Below are 17,402 nucleotides of genomic sequence, written 5' to 3' on the forward strand. Positions count from 1 at the left end.
CTTCGGGCCACCGGGACCGCTCTACCTCGCGGCGGTGTAGACGGTCCGCAGCATGTCGTAGAGGTCGTTGGCGTCGAGCATCACGGCCTGCTTGATCATGAGGCTGGAGCCCTCGGCCTCGGCCCGCACCAGGGCGTGCGCCCGGCGCAGCGCCTCCAGGTTGTCGCCCTTGATCACCAGGTACTGGTGGATGGAGGTGAACTGCCCGCCCACGTAGTCCTTGAGGATCGAGTACCGCTCGTCGAGCAGGTCGAACAGCTCGGGGTCGCGGATCTCCAGGTTGCGGTTGAGCAGTTCCAGGTTGCCGAGCTGGCGGTAGACCCGCTGGGGCTCCTTGGTCGTGATCCAGATGAACTCGGCGTTGGTGTCGACCTTGCGCCAGAAGGCGTCGACCCGGTTGAGGATCGCCTTCTTGTCCTCGTCGAAGACCAGCACCGAGGCGGATCCGACGACCAGGTAGGCCTGGCCGACGCTGCCGTCCAGCCACTCGATGTAGCCGGTCTCGTCGACGCTCTTGACGCCCAGCACGGAGTAGAAGCCGCTGGGGTTGGACCCGCGCCGGGTGATGACGCGGCGCGCGGGCCGGGGCAGGTACTCCAGGAGCGCGGGCAGGGACGCGAAGCGCATCTCCTTGGTCTTGGAGTACTGGCCGAAGAAGGCGGTGGTCGCCAGCCACCAGACGACCACCAGGAGGATGAGCCACCAGTCGGCGCTGGAGACGAACGTGGAGGTGGTGACCCAGAACAGGAGCATCAGGGAGCCGGCCCAGAACAGGATCACCTTCATCGGCAGCGGCCGCATCTGCCATCCGCCACCAGCCAGCGCGATCTCGTGGTCAAGGAACGACCGATCCAGGCTGGTGGGGATCTTGAAGACGCTCTTGGCCATCGTTCGGATACTCCGCTTCCGCTCGCCTATGTGCGTCACCTTACAGTTGGGGTCGGACGGTATCAGTCCCTCCTACGCCAGCGCGCTGTCCGCTTCACCTCGCCCGCTCCTCAAAATTCATCGGCAAACTCGGGGATGATCTTGTGCTGTCCGTCCTTAGCACGGCCGAAGCGCACAGTGGTCGAGTACGTTCGCTTCTTGCGCTTGCTAACGAAATCATCGGCGTGCACGGTGCCACCGTTTATTAAGGTCCGGAGCTCCACCGCGGTGAAGGTATGGCCGCACCACTGCTGAGGCGGCAGCGGCTTGCCGTCGGCACTCTTCTTGCCGAACCCGAGCTTTTGGAAGCCGACATAGCTGTTTTCATTGGTCTCGCTCCGTCCTAGCACACCATAAACATCGAACGGGTTACCTGCAGCTGACGTACCTGAGAACGAGATCTCCTCGCCGGCCAGCAGCTTTCGGCATTCCTCGTCGGTGAAACAGTGCCCGCCCCACTCACGGCTAAAGACCACCGTCTCACCGGTCTTGGCCCACACGCCTTCATATGTTTCCTTTTGCAGCTTGTGTTGAGCCAACCCCAACTCCTTCCTCATAGCCTCAGCGTTGCGCTGCATGGCTCCAACGTCGTGCCGGACCCACTCTGGGACCAGATCCTTGACATCGTTGAGCGTTGCTTGTACGTCCGCAAGCTTCCTCGTTAGCGCATAAAAATGTTTGGTAGCCGACAGATCACCCCCTTGTGCTACAGCCGCCATGACACCGCCGCCAGGTCTAGCAGATGCCGGGGAACCACCTGCTTGTGGCCACGCTTGTCAAGCACGACCGTGGACGCCGAGTAGACCCGCGGCACCTGGCCCTTGGTTGTGTACTGGGGCTCGTCGGTGTCGGTGTAGAACACTCCGTTCTCATCACGGAGCCGGATCTGGAACCTGGAGGTCTTGACGTAGCTTTCGCGCGATGTGAGTTGGTCGCCGGCTAGCTTGAGCATCGCGCTTTTGAGCCTACCTTGGTGAAGAACGGCATGTTGGGCGGCAGCCACGGTGGCGATGCGCGTCTGTTGGATCGTCAAGGAGTCCATGGTGCTGCGGACTTGGGCCTTACGGTAGTTAGCTTCAGTTCGCAGGGACGTGATAGGACGGCGGTTGAGGAGTGCGGAACGGACCGAGGTGGGGGGTCTCATCGGTGAACTCCTTGCGGGATAGCTTCTGCTGGTGCAGGCCAAGCTCGTCGATGATCTCCCAGGCCGGAAGGTCACCTTCGCCGGTGGGGACGATGTCGGTGGCTATCGTGACCTCCTCCACGCTCTTGAGCGTAGTGTGCAGCGTAACTAACAGGTCCGCTAATGTTGATTGGTTATTTCGTTTGTTGATGCGTTGGCAGTACGAGGCGGTGTTGTCGAGGATCTCCTCGGCGGTCTTGGTCCACGCATAGGGTCGGGGGTCCTCGTTCCACGCTGCGGCCCAGGCCCGGATGTCCTTCTCCAGGGCCTGGACGCTGCGGTGGGTGCCGCGGCGGATCCGCCGGTTGGTGATCTCGGAGAACCAGCGCTCGACCAGGTTCAGCCAGGAGGAACTGGTCGGGATGAAGTGCAGGTGGAACCGGGGGTGGCGGACCAACCACCGCTGGATCGCAGGCGTCTTGTGCGTGGAGTAGTTGTCCAGGACCAGGTGCACCTGCAGGTCGGCGGGAACCACGCGGTCGATCTTGGCCAGGAACTTCTTGAACTCGATGGCGCGGTGGCGGCGGTGCAGGGAGGTGATCACCTGTCCCGTGACGGTGTCCAGCGGGGCGAACAGGCTGGTCACCCCGGCACGCACATAGTCATGGGTGTCCCGCTCAGGAGTGTCCGGCATCGTCGGCAGCGCCGGTTGGGTCCGGTTGAGTGCCTGGATCTGAGACTTTTCGTCCACGCACAGCGCCACGGCACGCTTAGGAGGGTCGAGGTAGAGCCCGACCACGTCACGGACCTTGTCGATGAAGAACGGGTCGGTGGAGACCTTGAACGACTTCTGCCGGTGGGGCCGCAGGCCGAAAGCATTCCAGATGCGCCATACCGCGTTCTGGGTCGTACCGGTGTGCTCGGCCATGGAGCGCGTGGACCAGTCGGTATCAGGGCAGGGCTTGGTCTCCAGGGTGACGGTCACCACCGCCTCGACTTGGGCGTCGGTGATCGTGCGCGGTCGGCCGGGTCTGGGTTCATCGGTCAGACCGCCCATGCGGTGCTCGACGAAGCGTTGGCGCCATTTGGTCACTGTGGGCGCCGATACCCCTATCTCGCGGCGCACTTGGGCGTTGGACAGGCCCTCGGCGCAGGCGAGCACGATCCGGGCCCGCAGGGCCAGGTCCTGGGCGGTCTTGCCTCGTCTGACCCACCGCTGGAGCTCAGCACGTTCTTCATCGTGTAGCTCCAGCGGCGGCAGCTTCGGTCCAGGAAGACTCATCCTGCAACCATAAGCGAAATAACCAATCAGAACACTAAGGCCTTCTTGGCTGATCGCTTTCAAGGCAGATCGGAAGGATCCCACGGCAAGCTGCCCAGGGTCCAGGCCTTGTACTAACCCTGTTTAGTTGGGGGCACTGTCTCGTACGGTTCGACGAGGCTGTACAGGTGGCCGCGTGCGTGGACGATGACGTAGGCCTCACCCTGGTAGCTGCCTTTCTGAACGCCCAGCGCAGCGGCGAAGTTCCTCGCTGCGCTGGGCTTTTCAGTGAGGATTTCTACTACATCCCTGCAGTCCTATGTTAGGAAATTATGCATACCCATGGCGGCCTTATTTCCGATGAGTTGGAATGTCGGCCGCCAGAGAGGGATGGAGGGAAGGTTCAAATCGGGTCGCGGCGTTACTCGACCTTGTTGAAAGTGATCAGAGGGCACCGATGACGGCGCCAACTCTGCCGTATTCCCATGGTGTGATTGGCTCCTGTTTGCTGTTTTGGGATGAAGGTGAGAGTGCCGTGCATCGGGATGGGATCGGTCTGATGCATCGCGTGGGTTTGGGTAGCCGCAGAGACGCGGAGGCACCGCTGTGCCTGCCAAAAGGCCCGTGCTCCTCACGCCGGGTGGGGCTGAGTATTCCCTAGGCATAATCCATCTAGTCGCTTCCATGGATCCCGCAATAAACAGGTGGACTAGTGCTGGGAATTGGCGAGGATACCGTGTGCATGGCTGTGCACAAAGTGTCGTTAGTCCCTTGTGTCGCCTGCTGGTATCGTGGTTGTCCATGCAATTATTGATATGTGATTCTAGTTTGGCAGACCCTTCTTCCCCGCTTGCGCGGGGAACGGGGAAAAGTTTGGCGACCAATCCAAATTTGGCATTGTCATACTCGGCCATCATTTCGCCATCGACCAGCAAGGATTACCCATGGATTTCACCCGGCTCGCCGATGTCGGCTCCACTTTCCTGGACGATAAGGGTGGCACCTGGTATGCCACTTACCACCAGGGCGCACTTGCCCTCGTCTCTCCCGGCGCCATCACCTTTCGCTCCCGTACCGAAGTAGAAACCGAGGCGGGCCCTCTCCTGCGCTCCTCGTTCACCTCGGCGGAGCTCGACACGATTGTGGCGGCGTTGACCAGCTTCGGAACAGGATCGACCGCGCAGATACGTCCGCGGGTGCAAGCACTCGCTGACCGTGTGCGGTTGATCGAAGCTCAGGGCCAATCCCCCATGTAACATCCACCGGGAATGCTATGACTCTGAGATGGAAGATCATTTCACCGGCGAGGAGGCGCAACGGTTCCTATCGCAGGGTGTGGCTCAAGTTTCAGGGCGTGCATGCTTTCCGCGAAATCCGGGTAGGTCGGAAAGGAAAATTGTTAAGCTGGAAGGATTACTGGTACTTGCAACCCGACCCCGCCCCCGACCCACGATGCGTGCACCAGGTCGACGGGGAGAAATGCGGGGAGCCAACCGATGGAGGGCCGCTGTGTGAGGAACACCCGGCCCGCACCCCAGAGGAGTATGACGCCTACGAGCTCAGCACTGGATGATGGGATCCCCAAACGACGGAGAGAGCAATGCCGTGCACTACTGACCACATCGTTACTCCCCGGATCGCACTACAACGCATCGTTGACGGCCTTCCCCCCTGGGGCGGCTGCATCGACGTGTCTGACTTCTTCCACAATGATGACCTGGCCTTCGAACAGCGTCGCGACAGCATCGCTAGGCGCCTTAAGGCCAGCCCCTGGTACGTCAACGCCGACGTCGCCAGGTTGGACGGCGTCTATGACGTCGTCAACGACCTCGCCCACTCCGAGGACCAGGAGGAGTTCGACCGTTGGTGGGATGAGCTACACGACCTCTCCGACCACGACCGAGTGTTTATCCACACGCGCTGACTCCCGCCTAGCCGACTACGACCGAAGCACATGAAGGAGTACCCAGTGACCACCAGCGAGGCCCTCGCCGCCGCCCGCCGCATCCTCGATCAGCACGGGCTCAACGACTACCAGATCATCCCGCCTCGCACCGCTACCCGCTGGGTCCACACCGACGACCACGGCAGTACCACCGCCTACACCGAGATGCCCCACCGCACCGGGCACGCGCTCCTCACCACCGTCAACGGCCGCCCGGCAGTGGAGGTACTGGGAGAGGACGGGGTCACCGACGACGACGCTGTGCCCGTGAGTGACCTGGAGCGCCTCGGGTTCACCCGCGAGATTGCCTGAGCCCTTGCTCTCCGAAGGCCCTCATGACCATCAAAACGGACATCTGCCCAAGCACGCAAGCATGCACGACCCCTATGGCCCGACAGTGGGGCCAATCCTTGTTGCTGTAGGCGGCTAGCAGGGTCAGAGCCCGGACAATTTTGGCTGGCACATCGACGGGTCCGGAAGCACTGGGGTGGTGAACTTTCTCAACGACGACGTTAGGCGTAGCGGGCGCCGGTTCTGGTCTCCCCAGAGTAGACACTAGTGCGTCTGGGGACCTTCATCGGTTGACAACCATGGGCTGTGATCAGGGCGAAGCCCCGCGGGGACGCGGCACCCGTGGTGCCTTTGCTTCAGAGCGCCTCATCGGCGAGCACCAGGGCTCGGAGCAGGGTGTCCAGAATCGCAGGTTCGTCGCTGGGAAACTTCTGTGTCCACACACTGGCATCGGTGTTGTCGATGGCAGTGCCCCCGTGGTGAGCTTTACCTGCGTCGATGCCGAACCACATCTCGTCCCAGAGCTATACCGCTCTCTTCCCACAAAGGGTGACGTCATGCCGTCGATCGGTGGAACACCCAGTTGACTCCGTAAACAGCGACCTGAGCACCTTGGAGAGACTCCCGGTCACTCCTCGGAAGCTGATAAAGACGAAGAACTACAAGTCACACCTAGACCACGTGGCATCTTACGGAAATAATCATGACTAACACCACCCCCAGTACTGCTGCCAAATATCGTCGGCTTCGCAAGCTCCGAGACCGTGTTCGCAACCGTGCCGAACGCGAACTAGCCCCCGACCAAGTGGTGTTTCTCGTGGAAATTCTCGACCTAGATGGCCATGACGACACCAAAAAATGCACCGGCCCCTGTGGGGAAGACAAACCGTTGACCGCATTCGGAAGGGACCGAGGATACCTACGAGGTTTGTGTAAAGAATGCGACGCCGCATCCAAACGAAAGCCAGGTAACCCGCCGCGCAAAGATCGACCAGTGCCCGAATGCGGTACCCCAGCTGCGGCACGCCGCCACTACCGAAAGGGGGAGAAACTCGACCCCCGGTGTGCTGACGTGCTTGCCAGAAAGTGGCGTGAACAAAAGCGGGACGCTCGCAGAACTCAGCGCTCCATATGATCTGAGTCGCGCCTGAGGGGTGCCATTAAACATGAGTAATAGGTCATGTACACCCCCTAGCCAGACCGGGTGGTCAGTCCACATGAACTGCACTGGTGATCTGTTCGCCATTGCTTCCTGTGTCCACCGCCTGTAACTCCAGGACTATATCCCCGCCTGAAGCTCCACGCATATCCACAGCTCCCTGAAGGCACCTTATGTATTTCACTAGGGCTGCCCCGGAGTTGATCGGAGTCTGCGCACCTGCGTACCTAGGTGCCGGCGAGGCCGACTACAAGCGCGCGACTGACCGCGCCAAACCAGATCGCCACACCGCCCCATCTTGAGCAGGCGTAGCGCAAAAATCTCTGCAGGCGGTTCACGGCCGCGGTGTCACCGCAGGTGTGCTGGCCATGGTGACAGGGCTTCGCGACTTCATTGCTGCCTGACTATCGTGACGGCTTTCCAATCCAGTAGCTTGGCCATGTTCGGCTTCAAAGAGAGTGCGATGAACCTTGCCAAGCACGACACAACGTGGACGGTGCCGCCGCACGTTCTGTATGCCTTTTTCCTGTGGGCTATGTGCCTGTAACCGCTGCCATATATGACCAGCACAGGAAGCAGCACACCCATCAGACTGGCCGCCCTGCACCGTCCTTGCGGGGCGGCCTCCCTTTTTCCTAAAAGACTATTCGGGCTTCTGAGCGAGGGCTTACGAGTTGGTGTGTGACAGCGGGTGGAACTTTGCTCGAGGGCCGTGGCATGGCTCTGGTCGTGGTGATCAAAGCCGATCGTGCGGTTGTGGTGCATCCCTGCGCACCGGCATCTCCCGGTACCACCTGGTCGCGTTCGTCGAGAGCTGGCCTACCCCTGGGGAGCGGCCGTGTCGCACTACCACTGAGACTAGATTCGCAGTGGGGCGAGGTAACGGGCCGTCGGCGCCGGGTGCCCTTTGATCCATCTGTGCCATGGATCGCCTGACGCGCTCCGAGGCCTGCTGTTCGGGGTGGACAGCGCTACTCTTCTCCCGCGCCAACGGCCAGTTCCATGCCTGTGGGCCAAGCGCGGATACGCGGCCCCGAACGGTTCGTCACCAAAACCTAGTGTGGACCCATCCGAGCCAAGCCAGTCTGATTCCCCTTGAACCTACGTGCTGGAGACATCTAGTGAGCATCGTTCCTGAAGACACTCCCCACCGGGCGGTCGACTCCCGCGACCTCAGCCCGCGCGAAGCATCCGAATTCGAGGCACTTCGCAAGGACCGTGAGGACGGAGCCACTACAAGGTACGGGATCCTCCGGTCCGGAACAGTCCCTCACATCCTCATCGGGTACGTCGGACTCGGCACCCGCTGCGGGGCTACCGTTGACCTCTACCTGCCCGCCCGCGATGCCGCCAACATCTGCAAGCGCTGCACCGCAGCAGAGCGTTAAGCCAACGGCATAAGTCAGTACGAACGGCCGTCGCGCTGCCGCTGAAGTTTGTGCTGCGCTTCGGCCTGCCTGCGCAACGTCTCGCGCATCGTGAGCGCCTTAGGATGGTCGATTTCGGCAGTCGTCTCCGTCATGCCGTGCGTCCTGAAGGCGACGAACCGGTCGGCGAGAACGAAGGCATGGCCCAGCTCCACTGCTCTGATCGACTTCTCGACACTCTCCAGTCGTCCAGCCATGCCGGTTAACCCCGCGACGATCCGATCCACCTGTTCGTCGAGGCCTGTGACCCCGTCCTCGATCGCGCCAAGCCGCGGCTCCATCGCCTGAAAAGCCGCGACCGCTTTAGCGGTGTTCTCGTCCAAGCCGTCCAGATTCGTCCCCAGCTGGGCGACAACGAAAGCGGTAAGCAGTTGCGCTGCAGAGCACTCTTTGGCGAAGCTGTGGCCAGTCTGGCCCCCTAACAGTGAGCGCAAGCTCTCCACAAGCGTCTTCGGGAAGCGCTTGACGGCGGTCTCCTCAGCGCTATGTGCGAACGCCAACCCCGCTAGGAACGCCAACTCGCCCGTGCCCGAACGCGATGTCCGGTGTGTCACTGTGGTGCTGTCTGGTACTTCCACACTCTGCCGCGGGTGTTTGCGAGCCTGTTTGTCCTTCACTGGTACCGAGGGCGGCTCTGGGAAGTCTGTGTCCTCCCGCGTCCTCGGCACCGGTTTGGGCCGATCCTCGCGCTGCGACAGGCCAGGTGCAGTTGCACTCTTGGCCACATTGCTGTCCGGCTTGGATTCGCTCTCTTCCTCTTCAGCGCGGTTTACGTCGGAGTCACCATGTTGTGCGAACCGGTCGTGACCGTGCTGCTGGTCGTCCCCTCGATCCTTACGCAGGCCCGGCACAGGCCCCATGCCCTCGGCTACCTCGTCGACCGCGGGAACAGCCTGCTGCTCCTTGACCTTCGCGAGCATCTCCTCGAAAAGGCTCACGTCTGGTTCCCTCCTCCGTTGAGCTCACCGGTCTCGGCATCGAGCAGGTAGTTATCGCCACGAGTTAGACCCAAGAGAGCCTCAAAGCCGGTGATGGATACCCGCTCTAGGTTGGCCACGTTGCTTGACAAGGCGCTGACCTCGTCGAGGATCTGGGCCAGACGCCTGCTTTCCAGAGTTGGCAGGTCATAGTCCTGATTCTCCCGAGCGATCTTCTCCTCAACCGCTTCGGTGATGTATTCGTTGGCCGAGTGGAGGCCGTGCCGTTTGGCCCAGTAGTCCACCCGCTGCTTGGTGTCGGGGTGCAGCCGGATCTTGATCGCGACCCGGCTACGGTCCGTCACTTGCTTCGGGTTGGCTGGGCTCTGTGGGGCAGCCTCTTCGACATCGCGCTGTTCACCCATCGGCGCCCGCTCCCTCACTGGCTCGATCATTTTCATGTGCCTGGGAAACCCTACCAAAAATGTAAGTTTGTCCTCTTTGTCTCAGCAGAAAGTCGGCCTCGAGCCTGATAGCCGTTGTGCCCCGGTACGGACCGGGACCACAGGCGTGCCCGATGAGAAACCACGGGTCATCCTGCTCCAGCTCCGGGGTTGTTGCGATGCCTCAACGCTGCAGCAAGGACGATTCAAAAGTTCGACGCCTTCGGCCTGGGCGTAGGCGAACATGTCTTCCAAGGTGCGCAAACGTACCTCTGGACAGTTGGGGACCGCGCACCCACGTTCGGCCAGCAAAGCGCGGATCTGATCAACGGCACGTGTGATGGTGGAGCGATCCATATCGAACAGCAGGCCCAGGACCGCGTGCAGCAGGTCGTGACGCAGGTGGATCAAGGTGGCCACCAGGCGGTCGACGAAGACCAGACGGTTCCGGGCGCCCGCCCCGGCGGCTCGTTTCCTCGCCCCGAACCCGACAAGGCCACCGAAGCGATCCGCACCGCCCGAGCCGCCACCCGACACCGCGCCTGGACCCTGGCCGCAGGCCACGCACCCCCGAGCGGGGACGACCACGTCGTCATCGACATCGACGCCACCGTCGTCATAGCCCACTCCGACAAAGAGAACGCGGCCCCCACCTGGAAGAAAACCTTCGGCTTCCACCCCATCTGCGCCTTCGCCGACCACGGGAGCCAGGGTACCGGCGAGCCGCTGGCCGTGCTGCTACGCCCAGGCAACGCCGGAGCCAACACCGCCGCCGACCACATCACCACCGCAGCGGCCGCGCTGCGGCAACTACCCCGCGCCCACCGCCGCGGCCGCAAGACCCTGATCCGCACCGACACAGCCAGAGGCACCCACGACTTCCTCACCTGGCTCACCAAACGCGGGCGGTGGCTGTCCTACTCGGTCGGCATGACCATCACCGACCACATCCACACCGCCATCACCAAGGTGCCCGCCAAGGCGTGGACACCCGCCTACGACGCCGACCACCAGGTGCGCGAGGGAGCCTTCCTCGCTGAGATCACCGGCATGGTCGTCCTGTTCGGCTGGCCCGCCGGGATGCGGCTGATCGTGCGCAAGGAGCGCCCCCATCCCGGGGCGAAGCTGCGCGTCACCGACCGCGACGGCAACCGCCTCACCTGCTTTGCCACTAACACGGCGACCGGTCAGCTCGCCGACCTGGAGCTGCGTCACCGCCGCCGGGCCCGCGCCGAGGACCGCATCCGCTGCGCGAAGGACACCGGCCTGGCCAACCTGCCCCTGCACAGTTTCGCCGCCAACCGGATCTGGGCCGAGCTGGTCATGCTCGCACTGGACCTGATCGCCTGGGCGCAGATGCTCGCCCTGGCCGGGCAGGCCGCACGGTGGTGGGAACCCAAACGCCAGCGGCTGCGGCTGTTCTCGGCCCCCGCCCGGCTTGCGGCCACCGGGCGCAGACTCCTGCTGCGCTTGAACCGCTCCTGGCCATGGGTCCAGCTGCTGACCGACGCGATCATCCGTCTGCGACCGCTACCTGCTCCCGTCTGACCGTCTCTCGTCTGCACAGACGAGGGGAAGGAGAGCTTTTCTGGGGGCCGTGGATTCCGGAGCCCACCCGAGCGTGTCGGGACATCGTCATGCCCGCAACCGGGTTTTCATGGCTCGGTCAACCCCGAACGGTCCCGCAACGAGCCCACGAGGCGTCATGAAAGATCGAGGCTAACGTTCCATACCATTGACCAACGCGCCGCTGACCTGCTTCTGCCTGGTGACGAACCCAGTAGCAGGCACTGTCCCTGCAACCTCGATCAGGACCCGGCAAAACTCCTCATCGGGCAGCCCGCTACTGGGGCTGCGCTCGATCACCTGACGCATCTGCCCCCGTACCTGCTTCAGCAGCCGCCAGTACCTCGATGCCGGTCGTCTCGTCCTGGTAACTCGAATAGAGAAGCGTTCCGCAGATACTTGACGTCGTCATAGTGCGACCAACCGCGCCGGACCGCGACGTGGCTCAGTACCGCACCCGTCGGCGGAGCGGGGAACCCCAACACTGCGGCTAGCGCCGGCAGCCGTGTAGGCATCAAATCCTCGGCTAACTCCGTAACGCCTCCTGCACTGTCCCCGTCAGGCGCAAAGCCCTTACTAGGCCGCCCCGTAGCCCGCTCCCCGTGTTCCAGCCTGCCTCGTCAACTGTGCTCATAACTGCCAACCCCCTACGTACATCCACATGCGATTGGCTGGCAACCTCACCACTTGGGTGACTCTAGCCTGCGTGAGCTTCCAAGGATGGCAGCTGGTGTCCGAACTTCATCAAAGCCAAGGGTCCGGAAGGGCCCTTATTTTTTTGTCGGTGATGACCTGAACGAATCGTAAACATGAGCGCCTCTATCGCAGCAGAGCTGCGAACGGAGATGTCTTTGGCGAGAAAGAACATCGCGCCTTCCTGCTGGAAAACGTCGAATCTGAACACCTACGCTCGACTCCCGAGGAAGGGCTGCATCGACGTGCCTTAGAGGCAAAACCAGCGAGATCTCTGCTCAACAGCAATGCTGGTGCATGAAATTTCACTGCCAAGGCCGCCGCCATTATCTATTGCTTCCACTCCTACTAGGGAGCCTTGTTGGTGGAGATGGCCAACTCTTTGTCCAGCTTTTCCATTTGAAGGAGATGACGTATGTCCAGTGCGCGAAAAGCAAGCCAGCGCCTCCAGGGAAATGCCCAGCAGAGGCAGGTTCTCACTGAGATCTGGGAGACTCCTAAGCCCGAAATATGGTCGCTGGACCACACGGTATCCGGAGCTCTCGACGCGGACAAGGCCCACATCGCCGAGCTGATAGAGCGCGCTGAACGGGGACTGGCTGATCCTTTGTACATGCTCTTTCTCGAACAGCTCAGCAGCCATGTTGACAAACTGGCAGCAGACTACCACTCCCCAAAGGGCGCCCGAGAGGCATTGCAGGCCCACGTCGAAAAGTCGCTAAAACGCTTTCATGGGAAAAAATGACCACGCTGTGTGCACGATCAGCTCGTGTCGTCAGTGACGTGCGCACCAATAAAACACGGCGCCGCACCTAAAGCGGGTTGGCTCCACACAAGAAAGCTTGGTTGGAAATCAACCGTCGCGGCCTCGTGGCTATAAGGGCCCCGCGGGGCTCTTATTTTCTTCGGATGCAAGCCTGCTCTCTTTGCGAGCCATCGAGTCTCTATCGCAGCGGAGCTGCGAACGGAGATATTTTTGGTAAGAGAAGCTGCCCTCCACGCCCTCATCAAAGGTCGCGAAATCTAGTTTCGGGCATATGACCTTGGTAGGGATATCGATATGGTCCCTTTGTGGTCGGGCTCTCGTTGGTATCGCACGTTGCTGAATCTCAAAAGGAGAGCCATGTCCACAAAATTCACTACTAACGTCGCGCCTGACACTAAATGCGCAACCAAAAGCAAGGGTGAAACCTTCGCCCTAGACAAAGCGGGCCAGAGGTATGGCCCAGGCAGCCTTATCGCTGTGGCTCTACGCAACCCCCACGAGGAATCGGGGGCAAGCCTGGTCTTCGCCATCGTGCAGGAGATCCTGACGCACGACGAGGACGGCGTGCCCTACAAGCACGTCACCCGTCACGACCCGGCCTCACGGACCATCACACCACACGAGGGAGGGTTCGCCGTCTTGGCCGAACCCATCGCCGAATCCCACAACTCGGCCACCAGCCTGTTGAAGGACGCGCAATTGCAGGTGTTTGACCGCGTCAACAACATCTTGGCTCTGCCGACCCGCACCAAGGACGACCTACTCACCGACGCGCGCCTCTACGCAGACAAGTAATCACTTCTACTGCGCGCTTGAGGAAGGATGGTGTGCCTCCTGAAAGTAACAGTGCCCATTGAAGTGCTGTGAGACTTCGCTTAGCCGAGGCCACTGCCTTCGAGAAGAGCGTGGACAACACCCAACCTCTGATCCGGACCCTGAAACCACAGTCAGTCGGTCTCGGATAGTGGAAGACCGGCGTAGTCGCTGCGTACTACCCCGACTGGTCAAGGGTTGCTCCAAAGCCTGGGTCACGACGCGACCGGGTCGATGTCACCTGAGTACAGAGAAAGCGCCCTGCCCCGAGGTCGTAGTCGAGGCGAGGGCGAGGCCCCAATCACGTACAAGAGCAAGGAGAGGGCCGTGCACCACAATAGTCGTACCCAGCAGAACGTTCTCCCTGCACCACCCGGCCAGCTTCAGGACGGCCGACCCCCTGCCCACTTCCAGCAAGCCCAGGCGAGCATCACCCGACTGACGAGACTGGGTTTCCCCCCGCTTCCTACTGAACAGAGCATGGTCTACCTGGCGGCGCAGGCGGGCGTACTGCATGTGTTGGAGAGCTGTATACAGCGTGCGATGCGCATGTACGCGACGCCGCCCAACGTGTTGCCCCCCATGTTGGCCGAACGCCGCCGCTTGGAGCGCCGACGCGGGATTACCCAGGAGCAGGCACCAGGACGGTCTCCGCGACCGCCACGATCCTCGCTGGAAGTGCACACCTCGCGCGTAGCGACGACCGACCGCGGGCCTGAGGTGTCCACCGCATACGAGTTGCTCCAGGGCGGCACTCGCTTCCGCTGCCGCATTTGCGGGTTTCCATCCACCTTCTACATCGACGAGCTGCAGACCAGGAAAGCGGCGGCGGATCACATCACGGATGAGTGCCTGGGTGGTGCTCGAAGTGTCTGACGCACAGGATTACTCCGAACTCGCTGTTGACAACGTGCTTGCTTTGCTGGCTGCTCTCAGTCTGTTGCTCATTGGCTATGCGATCGGTCGGGCCGAGAACAAGCTGAGCGAGCGGAATCTCCAGCGGCGCCAGCTGCGTGATCGCCGCATCATCGCGACTTTGCGGCGGACGGTGTCCATGATGTCCAGTTCTCTGGTTGAACATGCTCCTGGTGAGGTCTTGGAGCGGCTCCTTCATGAGATTGCCGTAGCGACACAGACGCCGCTCGAGAAGCCCGAGGACTGAACCAGCTCCGGGCCGCCCCAGACGGGGCGGCCCCTTCCTTGGGAAGCAAGCGGTAGATGTTGGATGAACTCGCGGTACTCAGAAGTGATGCCGAGTTCTGCAACGGATGCGGCTCATGACTGTCGTTTTTAATCTGTTTGTGCGATTTAAACACATCGTAGCTCAGCTGGCAGAGCGGCCCTCTTATAAGGGGTAGGTCGTGGGTTCGAGCCCCACCGGTGTGACGTAGGAAATGCCATCACAGCGGAGACTCCACCGTAGGGAATGGAGACTCTTCGAGTGGATCTAATAAATTCTAAATATCTTACAATAGCAGCAAGGTAGAGAAAGCATTTCGTAAATGAAGAACGACATGATCTTAAACTCCTCCCGTATTTCTTCGAGGATCTCCGTGGCGCGTGTGATTGCGGCCGCAGTCAACTACCCTGCCTACCTGGAATCGGTGGCCCGTGCCTGCATGGTCATGGGCGTGGAGGTCACTGTTCACCATGGCGACTACAACCGATCCGGCTTCTTCTCTGGGGCGGTGGAGTTGGCGGCAGGGATCGACTTGCGCTGGACCGAAAGCTTCCTGGGTCCCAAGTGGACAGTGACCACTCCGGCGGGTGAGGTCATCGATCGCCCCTTCGGCGAGGGGATCTTTCCTCAGCCCTTGCATGTGGCTCTGAAGGCCAAGGAACTTGTCTGCCAGAAAGAGCGCAAGAGGCAGGATCTGTACCTGAAGGCCCAAGAGACCCGGCAGCGCCTAGCCACGGCGGCCAAAGCTCTTCTCCATCAGCGCTACTACAACGCCACTTTTGACGAACTACCCTGGTGCCCCAACTGCAAGTTGGACATGTGTATCGACACCGGCAAGTGTGCGTGCGACAACATGGTTTTCGGCATGCTGATCGTACCCAGCATTACCCGCTAACCCTGGGGAACCAGCGTCCACAGCACTATTGATGCTCTGGTCAAGCACATGGCTCTCATGAATAAGCACGTAGTGGCTGTTAACATCAAGCTAGGGATTCCAGCCCTGTAGTCCAACCACGGCACCCTCCGCTCAGCCCTTATTCCTTATGAGGGCCATGGCCCTGAAACCCCATAGACCTTATGAAGGTTCTTTTCAAGGCCATTAGCCACGACCAGGCCAACCGCATGGTTGCCGCTCCCTGGCTCGACGCCACACTAAGGCTGCGGATGCACATAGGTACTTAGCCCGACAACGAAGTCGCGTTCATCCAGGGTTGTGCGACCCCCGCACTGTGCAGAGCCACCATTCCAGCTACCCAAACTCATTGACCCATACCGCATGAGGAACTAACCATGGCTGAACCTGTACCGCCCCGCATGTCTGTGGTCGACTCCACTGCCATGTGCGTGCTGCGCCTTCGGGGCCATGACAATGGCAGACCCTACACCTGCGTCGCCGGAGCAGTCACCGACGATCTGCCTAGGGCGCCGAAGGTCACCGTGGAAGACGAGCAGGCCTGGACCCCGCATACCATCCTGCGTTCCACTGGCCGATTTGAAATCACACGATGTGACTTCGAAAGTTACCAGGAGTTCGCGGCCTTCGTCGTAGGATGCTTGCGCCTACTGGAGACGGCTCGAGCGCTGCGTGCCCCCTTGCCCTACCTGGCCTACGTGGTCACACGCCCCATAACCGGAGACGGATACTTCACTGGTGGCCCCCTCGGTGATCGCCAGGTCAAGCTTCGCGCTGCCACACAGGCCCTAGATGACAACGCCGACCGGCGTCGTCAGCGACTGGACCAGGCGCAAATGCAGGCGTTGGAGCCTTTGCTGCCCGGACACATCAGTTTGCGTAGGGCCGCATCCAGCGGCCTCACTCACTGGTGCAACAGCCTCACCGGTGAGACTGGGTGGGGACTCACCCCGGTCCACGCCTACGGGCAAGCCCGGTACTCCGATGCTATCCACGACGGTCCTCAAGAACGCAGGGACAACGGTCAGCCCAGCCGTTCGGCTGGGGAGATGTCGCAGTGACGCAGCTGCATACTCCCGACGGTCAGCGCGGCCGGGACATCAACCGGCTCCAGCATGTCATCGTCCAGGCGAACCAGAGGACGCAGTGATCGCCCCGAAACAGGCCAATTGGGTCATGGACAACGTCCACCGCACCTATCACCGCGGTGGAGCCAACCGAGCCACGCCCTTGTGTAACCCGATGAATCTGTCCTTCAAGACGTGCCCATGCCTGTGGGTATGCGACGACTGCTCCGCAGGACGGTGCCAGCGCAACCCGAAGGCATGCGTGGAGATCTGGAACGCTGACTTCGCCGACTGGCGGCGGTTTCGCCGCCCAGAGACACAGATCCTGCACCCGATCGGCCCGAATACCAGTCCCATCACCCGCGAGTATCTGTGGGTGCAGGGATGTTGTGGCCGCTACATCTGCAAGTGCCCGTGCCAGACCGCGGTGTCGCACTTGCCCGAGCCGGTTGACCCGATGCAGCCGACCCTGTTCGAGGGGACGGGGTGAGACGCCCGCCCAAGCCCATGCCTTCTACGGACTGGGCCAAGCTGCGCGGAACGGATTGGCTGGTACTGCATCACATGATTCTGCTCGGTATCGCTGACATGGTTGCCAACCCCTCACCTAAGCCCGAAGAGGAAGCGCTGTGGGTGCGCCAGCACGCGTTCGCCGCCCACCACCCGGCCATGGAGCGCGCCTACCCGAACGGCTTTCTTTAGCGGACGCACTGGGAAAAGCCCTCGCGGAATCATGGCTCGCTTCCTATTCCGCCCCGACAGCAACCCGTGCGTGTGGTGATGCCGCTGCTCGTGCGCTTAGACCGGCCCCGTGCCCGGGGCGCCAGCCCCGAATAAGGCCAAGCTCACGCAGCGACCCACCCTCGCCCCGGCCAAGTATGCATCAGCCCGCCCCCTGTTCCCTCTGGAGG

17 protein-coding genes, 1 tRNA gene and 2 pseudogenes are annotated in these 17,402 nt (G+C 61.5%); 12 read left to right on the plus strand and 8 right to left on the minus strand.

Annotation, left to right across the window (positions count from 1 at the left end):
* Positions 1-21 precede the first annotated feature (21 nt).
* From ACSIH6_RS17245 to ACSIH6_RS17260, 4 genes and pseudogenes are all read right to left on the minus strand, one after another.
* Positions 22-888 carry a hypothetical protein gene (locus tag ACSIH6_RS17245; RefSeq protein ID WP_130395715.1) on the minus strand — a complete coding sequence of 289 codons (867 nt, stop codon included), beginning with the start codon at positions 886-888 and terminating at the stop codon, positions 22-24.
* A 110-nt stretch (positions 889-998) separates the two neighbouring features.
* Positions 999-1,505: a hypothetical protein gene (locus ACSIH6_RS17250; RefSeq protein WP_435109327.1), complete on the minus strand. Its 507-nt coding sequence runs from the start codon at positions 1,503-1,505 to the stop codon at positions 999-1,001.
* A gap of 128 nt (positions 1,506-1,633) precedes the next feature.
* Positions 1,634-1,960 (minus strand): hypothetical protein, encoded by a 327-nt coding sequence (locus ACSIH6_RS17255; RefSeq protein ID WP_435109328.1) that lies wholly within the window; start codon positions 1,958-1,960, stop codon positions 1,634-1,636.
* Positions 1,961-2,255: 295 nt separating this feature from the next.
* A pseudogene (locus tag ACSIH6_RS17260) lies at positions 2,256-3,332 on the minus strand (IS630 family transposase); the annotation flags it as partial.
* Between the two features lie 923 nt (positions 3,333-4,255).
* On the opposite strand from ACSIH6_RS17260, the gene ACSIH6_RS17265 reads away from it, so the two are divergent.
* The 3 genes from ACSIH6_RS17265 to ACSIH6_RS17275 all read left to right on the plus strand — a co-directional run bounded on the left by ACSIH6_RS17265 (position 4,256) and on the right by ACSIH6_RS17275 (position 5,568).
* On the plus strand, positions 4,256-4,567 hold the full coding sequence (locus tag ACSIH6_RS17265) for a hypothetical protein (protein ID WP_435109329.1): 312 nt from the start codon (positions 4,256-4,258) through the stop codon (positions 4,565-4,567).
* 434 nt (positions 4,568-5,001) lie between these two features.
* The gene (locus ACSIH6_RS17270) at positions 5,002-5,235 is read left to right on the plus strand and encodes a hypothetical protein (RefSeq protein WP_435109330.1); all 234 of its coding nucleotides are present in this window, start codon (positions 5,002-5,004) and stop codon (positions 5,233-5,235) included.
* A 45-nt stretch (positions 5,236-5,280) separates the two neighbouring features.
* On the plus strand, positions 5,281-5,568 hold the full coding sequence (locus tag ACSIH6_RS17275) for a hypothetical protein (protein ID WP_435109331.1): 288 nt from the start codon (positions 5,281-5,283) through the stop codon (positions 5,566-5,568).
* Between the two features lie 335 nt (positions 5,569-5,903).
* Here the strand turns inward: ACSIH6_RS17275 and ACSIH6_RS17280 are convergent, their stop codons facing one another.
* From ACSIH6_RS17280 to ACSIH6_RS17295, 4 genes are all read right to left on the minus strand, one after another.
* Entirely contained in the window at positions 5,904-6,059 is a 156-nt protein-coding gene (locus tag ACSIH6_RS17280) for a hypothetical protein (protein ID WP_435109332.1), read from the minus strand.
* 2,049 nt (positions 6,060-8,108) lie between these two features.
* Positions 8,109-9,071 (minus strand): hypothetical protein, encoded by a 963-nt coding sequence (locus tag ACSIH6_RS17285; RefSeq protein WP_435109333.1) that lies wholly within the window; start codon positions 9,069-9,071, stop codon positions 8,109-8,111.
* Positions 9,068-9,505 (minus strand): hypothetical protein, encoded by a 438-nt coding sequence (locus ACSIH6_RS17290; protein ID WP_435109335.1) that lies wholly within the window; start codon positions 9,503-9,505, stop codon positions 9,068-9,070. Before ACSIH6_RS17290 ends, ACSIH6_RS17285 begins: the two co-directional genes overlap by 4 nt.
* Before the next feature lie 51 nt (positions 9,506-9,556).
* Positions 9,557-10,081 carry a helix-turn-helix domain-containing protein gene (locus tag ACSIH6_RS17295; protein ID WP_435109336.1) on the minus strand — a complete coding sequence of 175 codons (525 nt, stop codon included), beginning with the start codon at positions 10,079-10,081 and terminating at the stop codon, positions 9,557-9,559.
* On the opposite strand from ACSIH6_RS17295, the pseudogene ACSIH6_RS17300 reads away from it, so the two are divergent.
* The 9 genes and pseudogenes from ACSIH6_RS17300 to ACSIH6_RS17340 form a co-directional block, all read left to right on the plus strand.
* Positions 9,977-11,041, plus strand: a pseudogene (locus ACSIH6_RS17300) (IS1380 family transposase); the annotation flags it as partial. The gene ACSIH6_RS17295 and the pseudogene ACSIH6_RS17300 sit on opposite strands and share 105 nt — an antisense overlap.
* Positions 11,042-12,167: 1,126 nt before the next feature.
* Positions 12,168-12,497: a hypothetical protein gene (locus ACSIH6_RS17305; RefSeq protein ID WP_435109337.1), complete on the plus strand. Its 330-nt coding sequence runs from the start codon at positions 12,168-12,170 to the stop codon at positions 12,495-12,497.
* 498 nt (positions 12,498-12,995) lie between these two features.
* The gene (locus ACSIH6_RS17310) at positions 12,996-13,313 is read left to right on the plus strand and encodes a hypothetical protein (RefSeq protein ID WP_435109338.1); all 318 of its coding nucleotides are present in this window, start codon (positions 12,996-12,998) and stop codon (positions 13,311-13,313) included.
* A gap of 498 nt (positions 13,314-13,811) precedes the next feature.
* Positions 13,812-14,207, plus strand: a complete 396-nt coding sequence (locus ACSIH6_RS17315) for a hypothetical protein (protein ID WP_435109339.1) — start codon at positions 13,812-13,814, stop codon at positions 14,205-14,207.
* Positions 14,188-14,493, plus strand: a complete 306-nt coding sequence (locus ACSIH6_RS17320) for a hypothetical protein (RefSeq protein ID WP_435109340.1) — start codon at positions 14,188-14,190, stop codon at positions 14,491-14,493. The genes ACSIH6_RS17315 and ACSIH6_RS17320 overlap by 20 nt, the downstream gene beginning before the upstream one ends.
* 151 nt (positions 14,494-14,644) lie before the next feature.
* Positions 14,645-14,717, plus strand: a tRNA-Ile gene (locus tag ACSIH6_RS17325).
* Between the two features lie 116 nt (positions 14,718-14,833).
* The gene (locus tag ACSIH6_RS17330; protein ID WP_435109341.1) at positions 14,834-15,406 is read left to right on the plus strand and encodes a hypothetical protein; all 573 of its coding nucleotides are present in this window, start codon (positions 14,834-14,836) and stop codon (positions 15,404-15,406) included.
* A gap of 1,347 nt (positions 15,407-16,753) precedes the next feature.
* Entirely contained in the window at positions 16,754-16,981 is a 228-nt protein-coding gene (locus ACSIH6_RS17335; protein ID WP_435109342.1) for a hypothetical protein, read from the plus strand.
* Positions 16,982-17,055: 74 nt separating this feature from the next.
* Positions 17,056-17,193, plus strand: coding sequence for a DUF6248 family natural product biosynthesis protein (locus ACSIH6_RS17340; protein WP_435109343.1), 138 nt, complete (start codon positions 17,056-17,058; stop codon positions 17,191-17,193).
* Positions 17,194-17,402: the final 209 nt, after the last annotated feature.

Source organism: Nocardiopsis synnemataformans (genome assembly GCF_965343085.1).
In the GTDB taxonomy this organism is placed as follows: Bacteria; Actinomycetota; Actinomycetes; order Streptosporangiales; family Streptosporangiaceae; genus Nocardiopsis; species Nocardiopsis alborubida.

Coding starts and splice junctions, on each gene's coding strand:
- ACSIH6_RS17245 (WP_130395715.1), bottom strand. CDS start 888: ATGGCCAAGAGCGTCTTCAAGATCCCCACCAGCCTGGATCGGTCGTTC.
- ACSIH6_RS17250 (WP_435109327.1), bottom strand. CDS start 1,505: ATGCAGCGCAACGCTGAGGCTATGAGGAAGGAGTTGGGGTTGGCTCAA.
- ACSIH6_RS17265 (WP_435109329.1), top strand. CDS start 4,256: ATGGATTTCACCCGGCTCGCCGATGTCGGCTCCACTTTCCTGGACGAT.
- ACSIH6_RS17280 (WP_435109332.1), bottom strand. CDS start 6,059: ATGTGGTTCGGCATCGACGCAGGTAAAGCTCACCACGGGGGCACTGCC.
- ACSIH6_RS17290 (WP_435109335.1), bottom strand. CDS start 9,505: ATGATCGAGCCAGTGAGGGAGCGGGCGCCGATGGGTGAACAGCGCGAT.
- ACSIH6_RS17305 (WP_435109337.1), top strand. CDS start 12,168: ATGTCCAGTGCGCGAAAAGCAAGCCAGCGCCTCCAGGGAAATGCCCAG.
- ACSIH6_RS17315 (WP_435109339.1), top strand. CDS start 13,812: ATGGTCTACCTGGCGGCGCAGGCGGGCGTACTGCATGTGTTGGAGAGC.
- ACSIH6_RS17330 (WP_435109341.1), top strand. CDS start 14,834: ATGAAGAACGACATGATCTTAAACTCCTCCCGTATTTCTTCGAGGATC.
- ACSIH6_RS17340 (WP_435109343.1), top strand. CDS start 17,056: ATGATTCTGCTCGGTATCGCTGACATGGTTGCCAACCCCTCACCTAAG.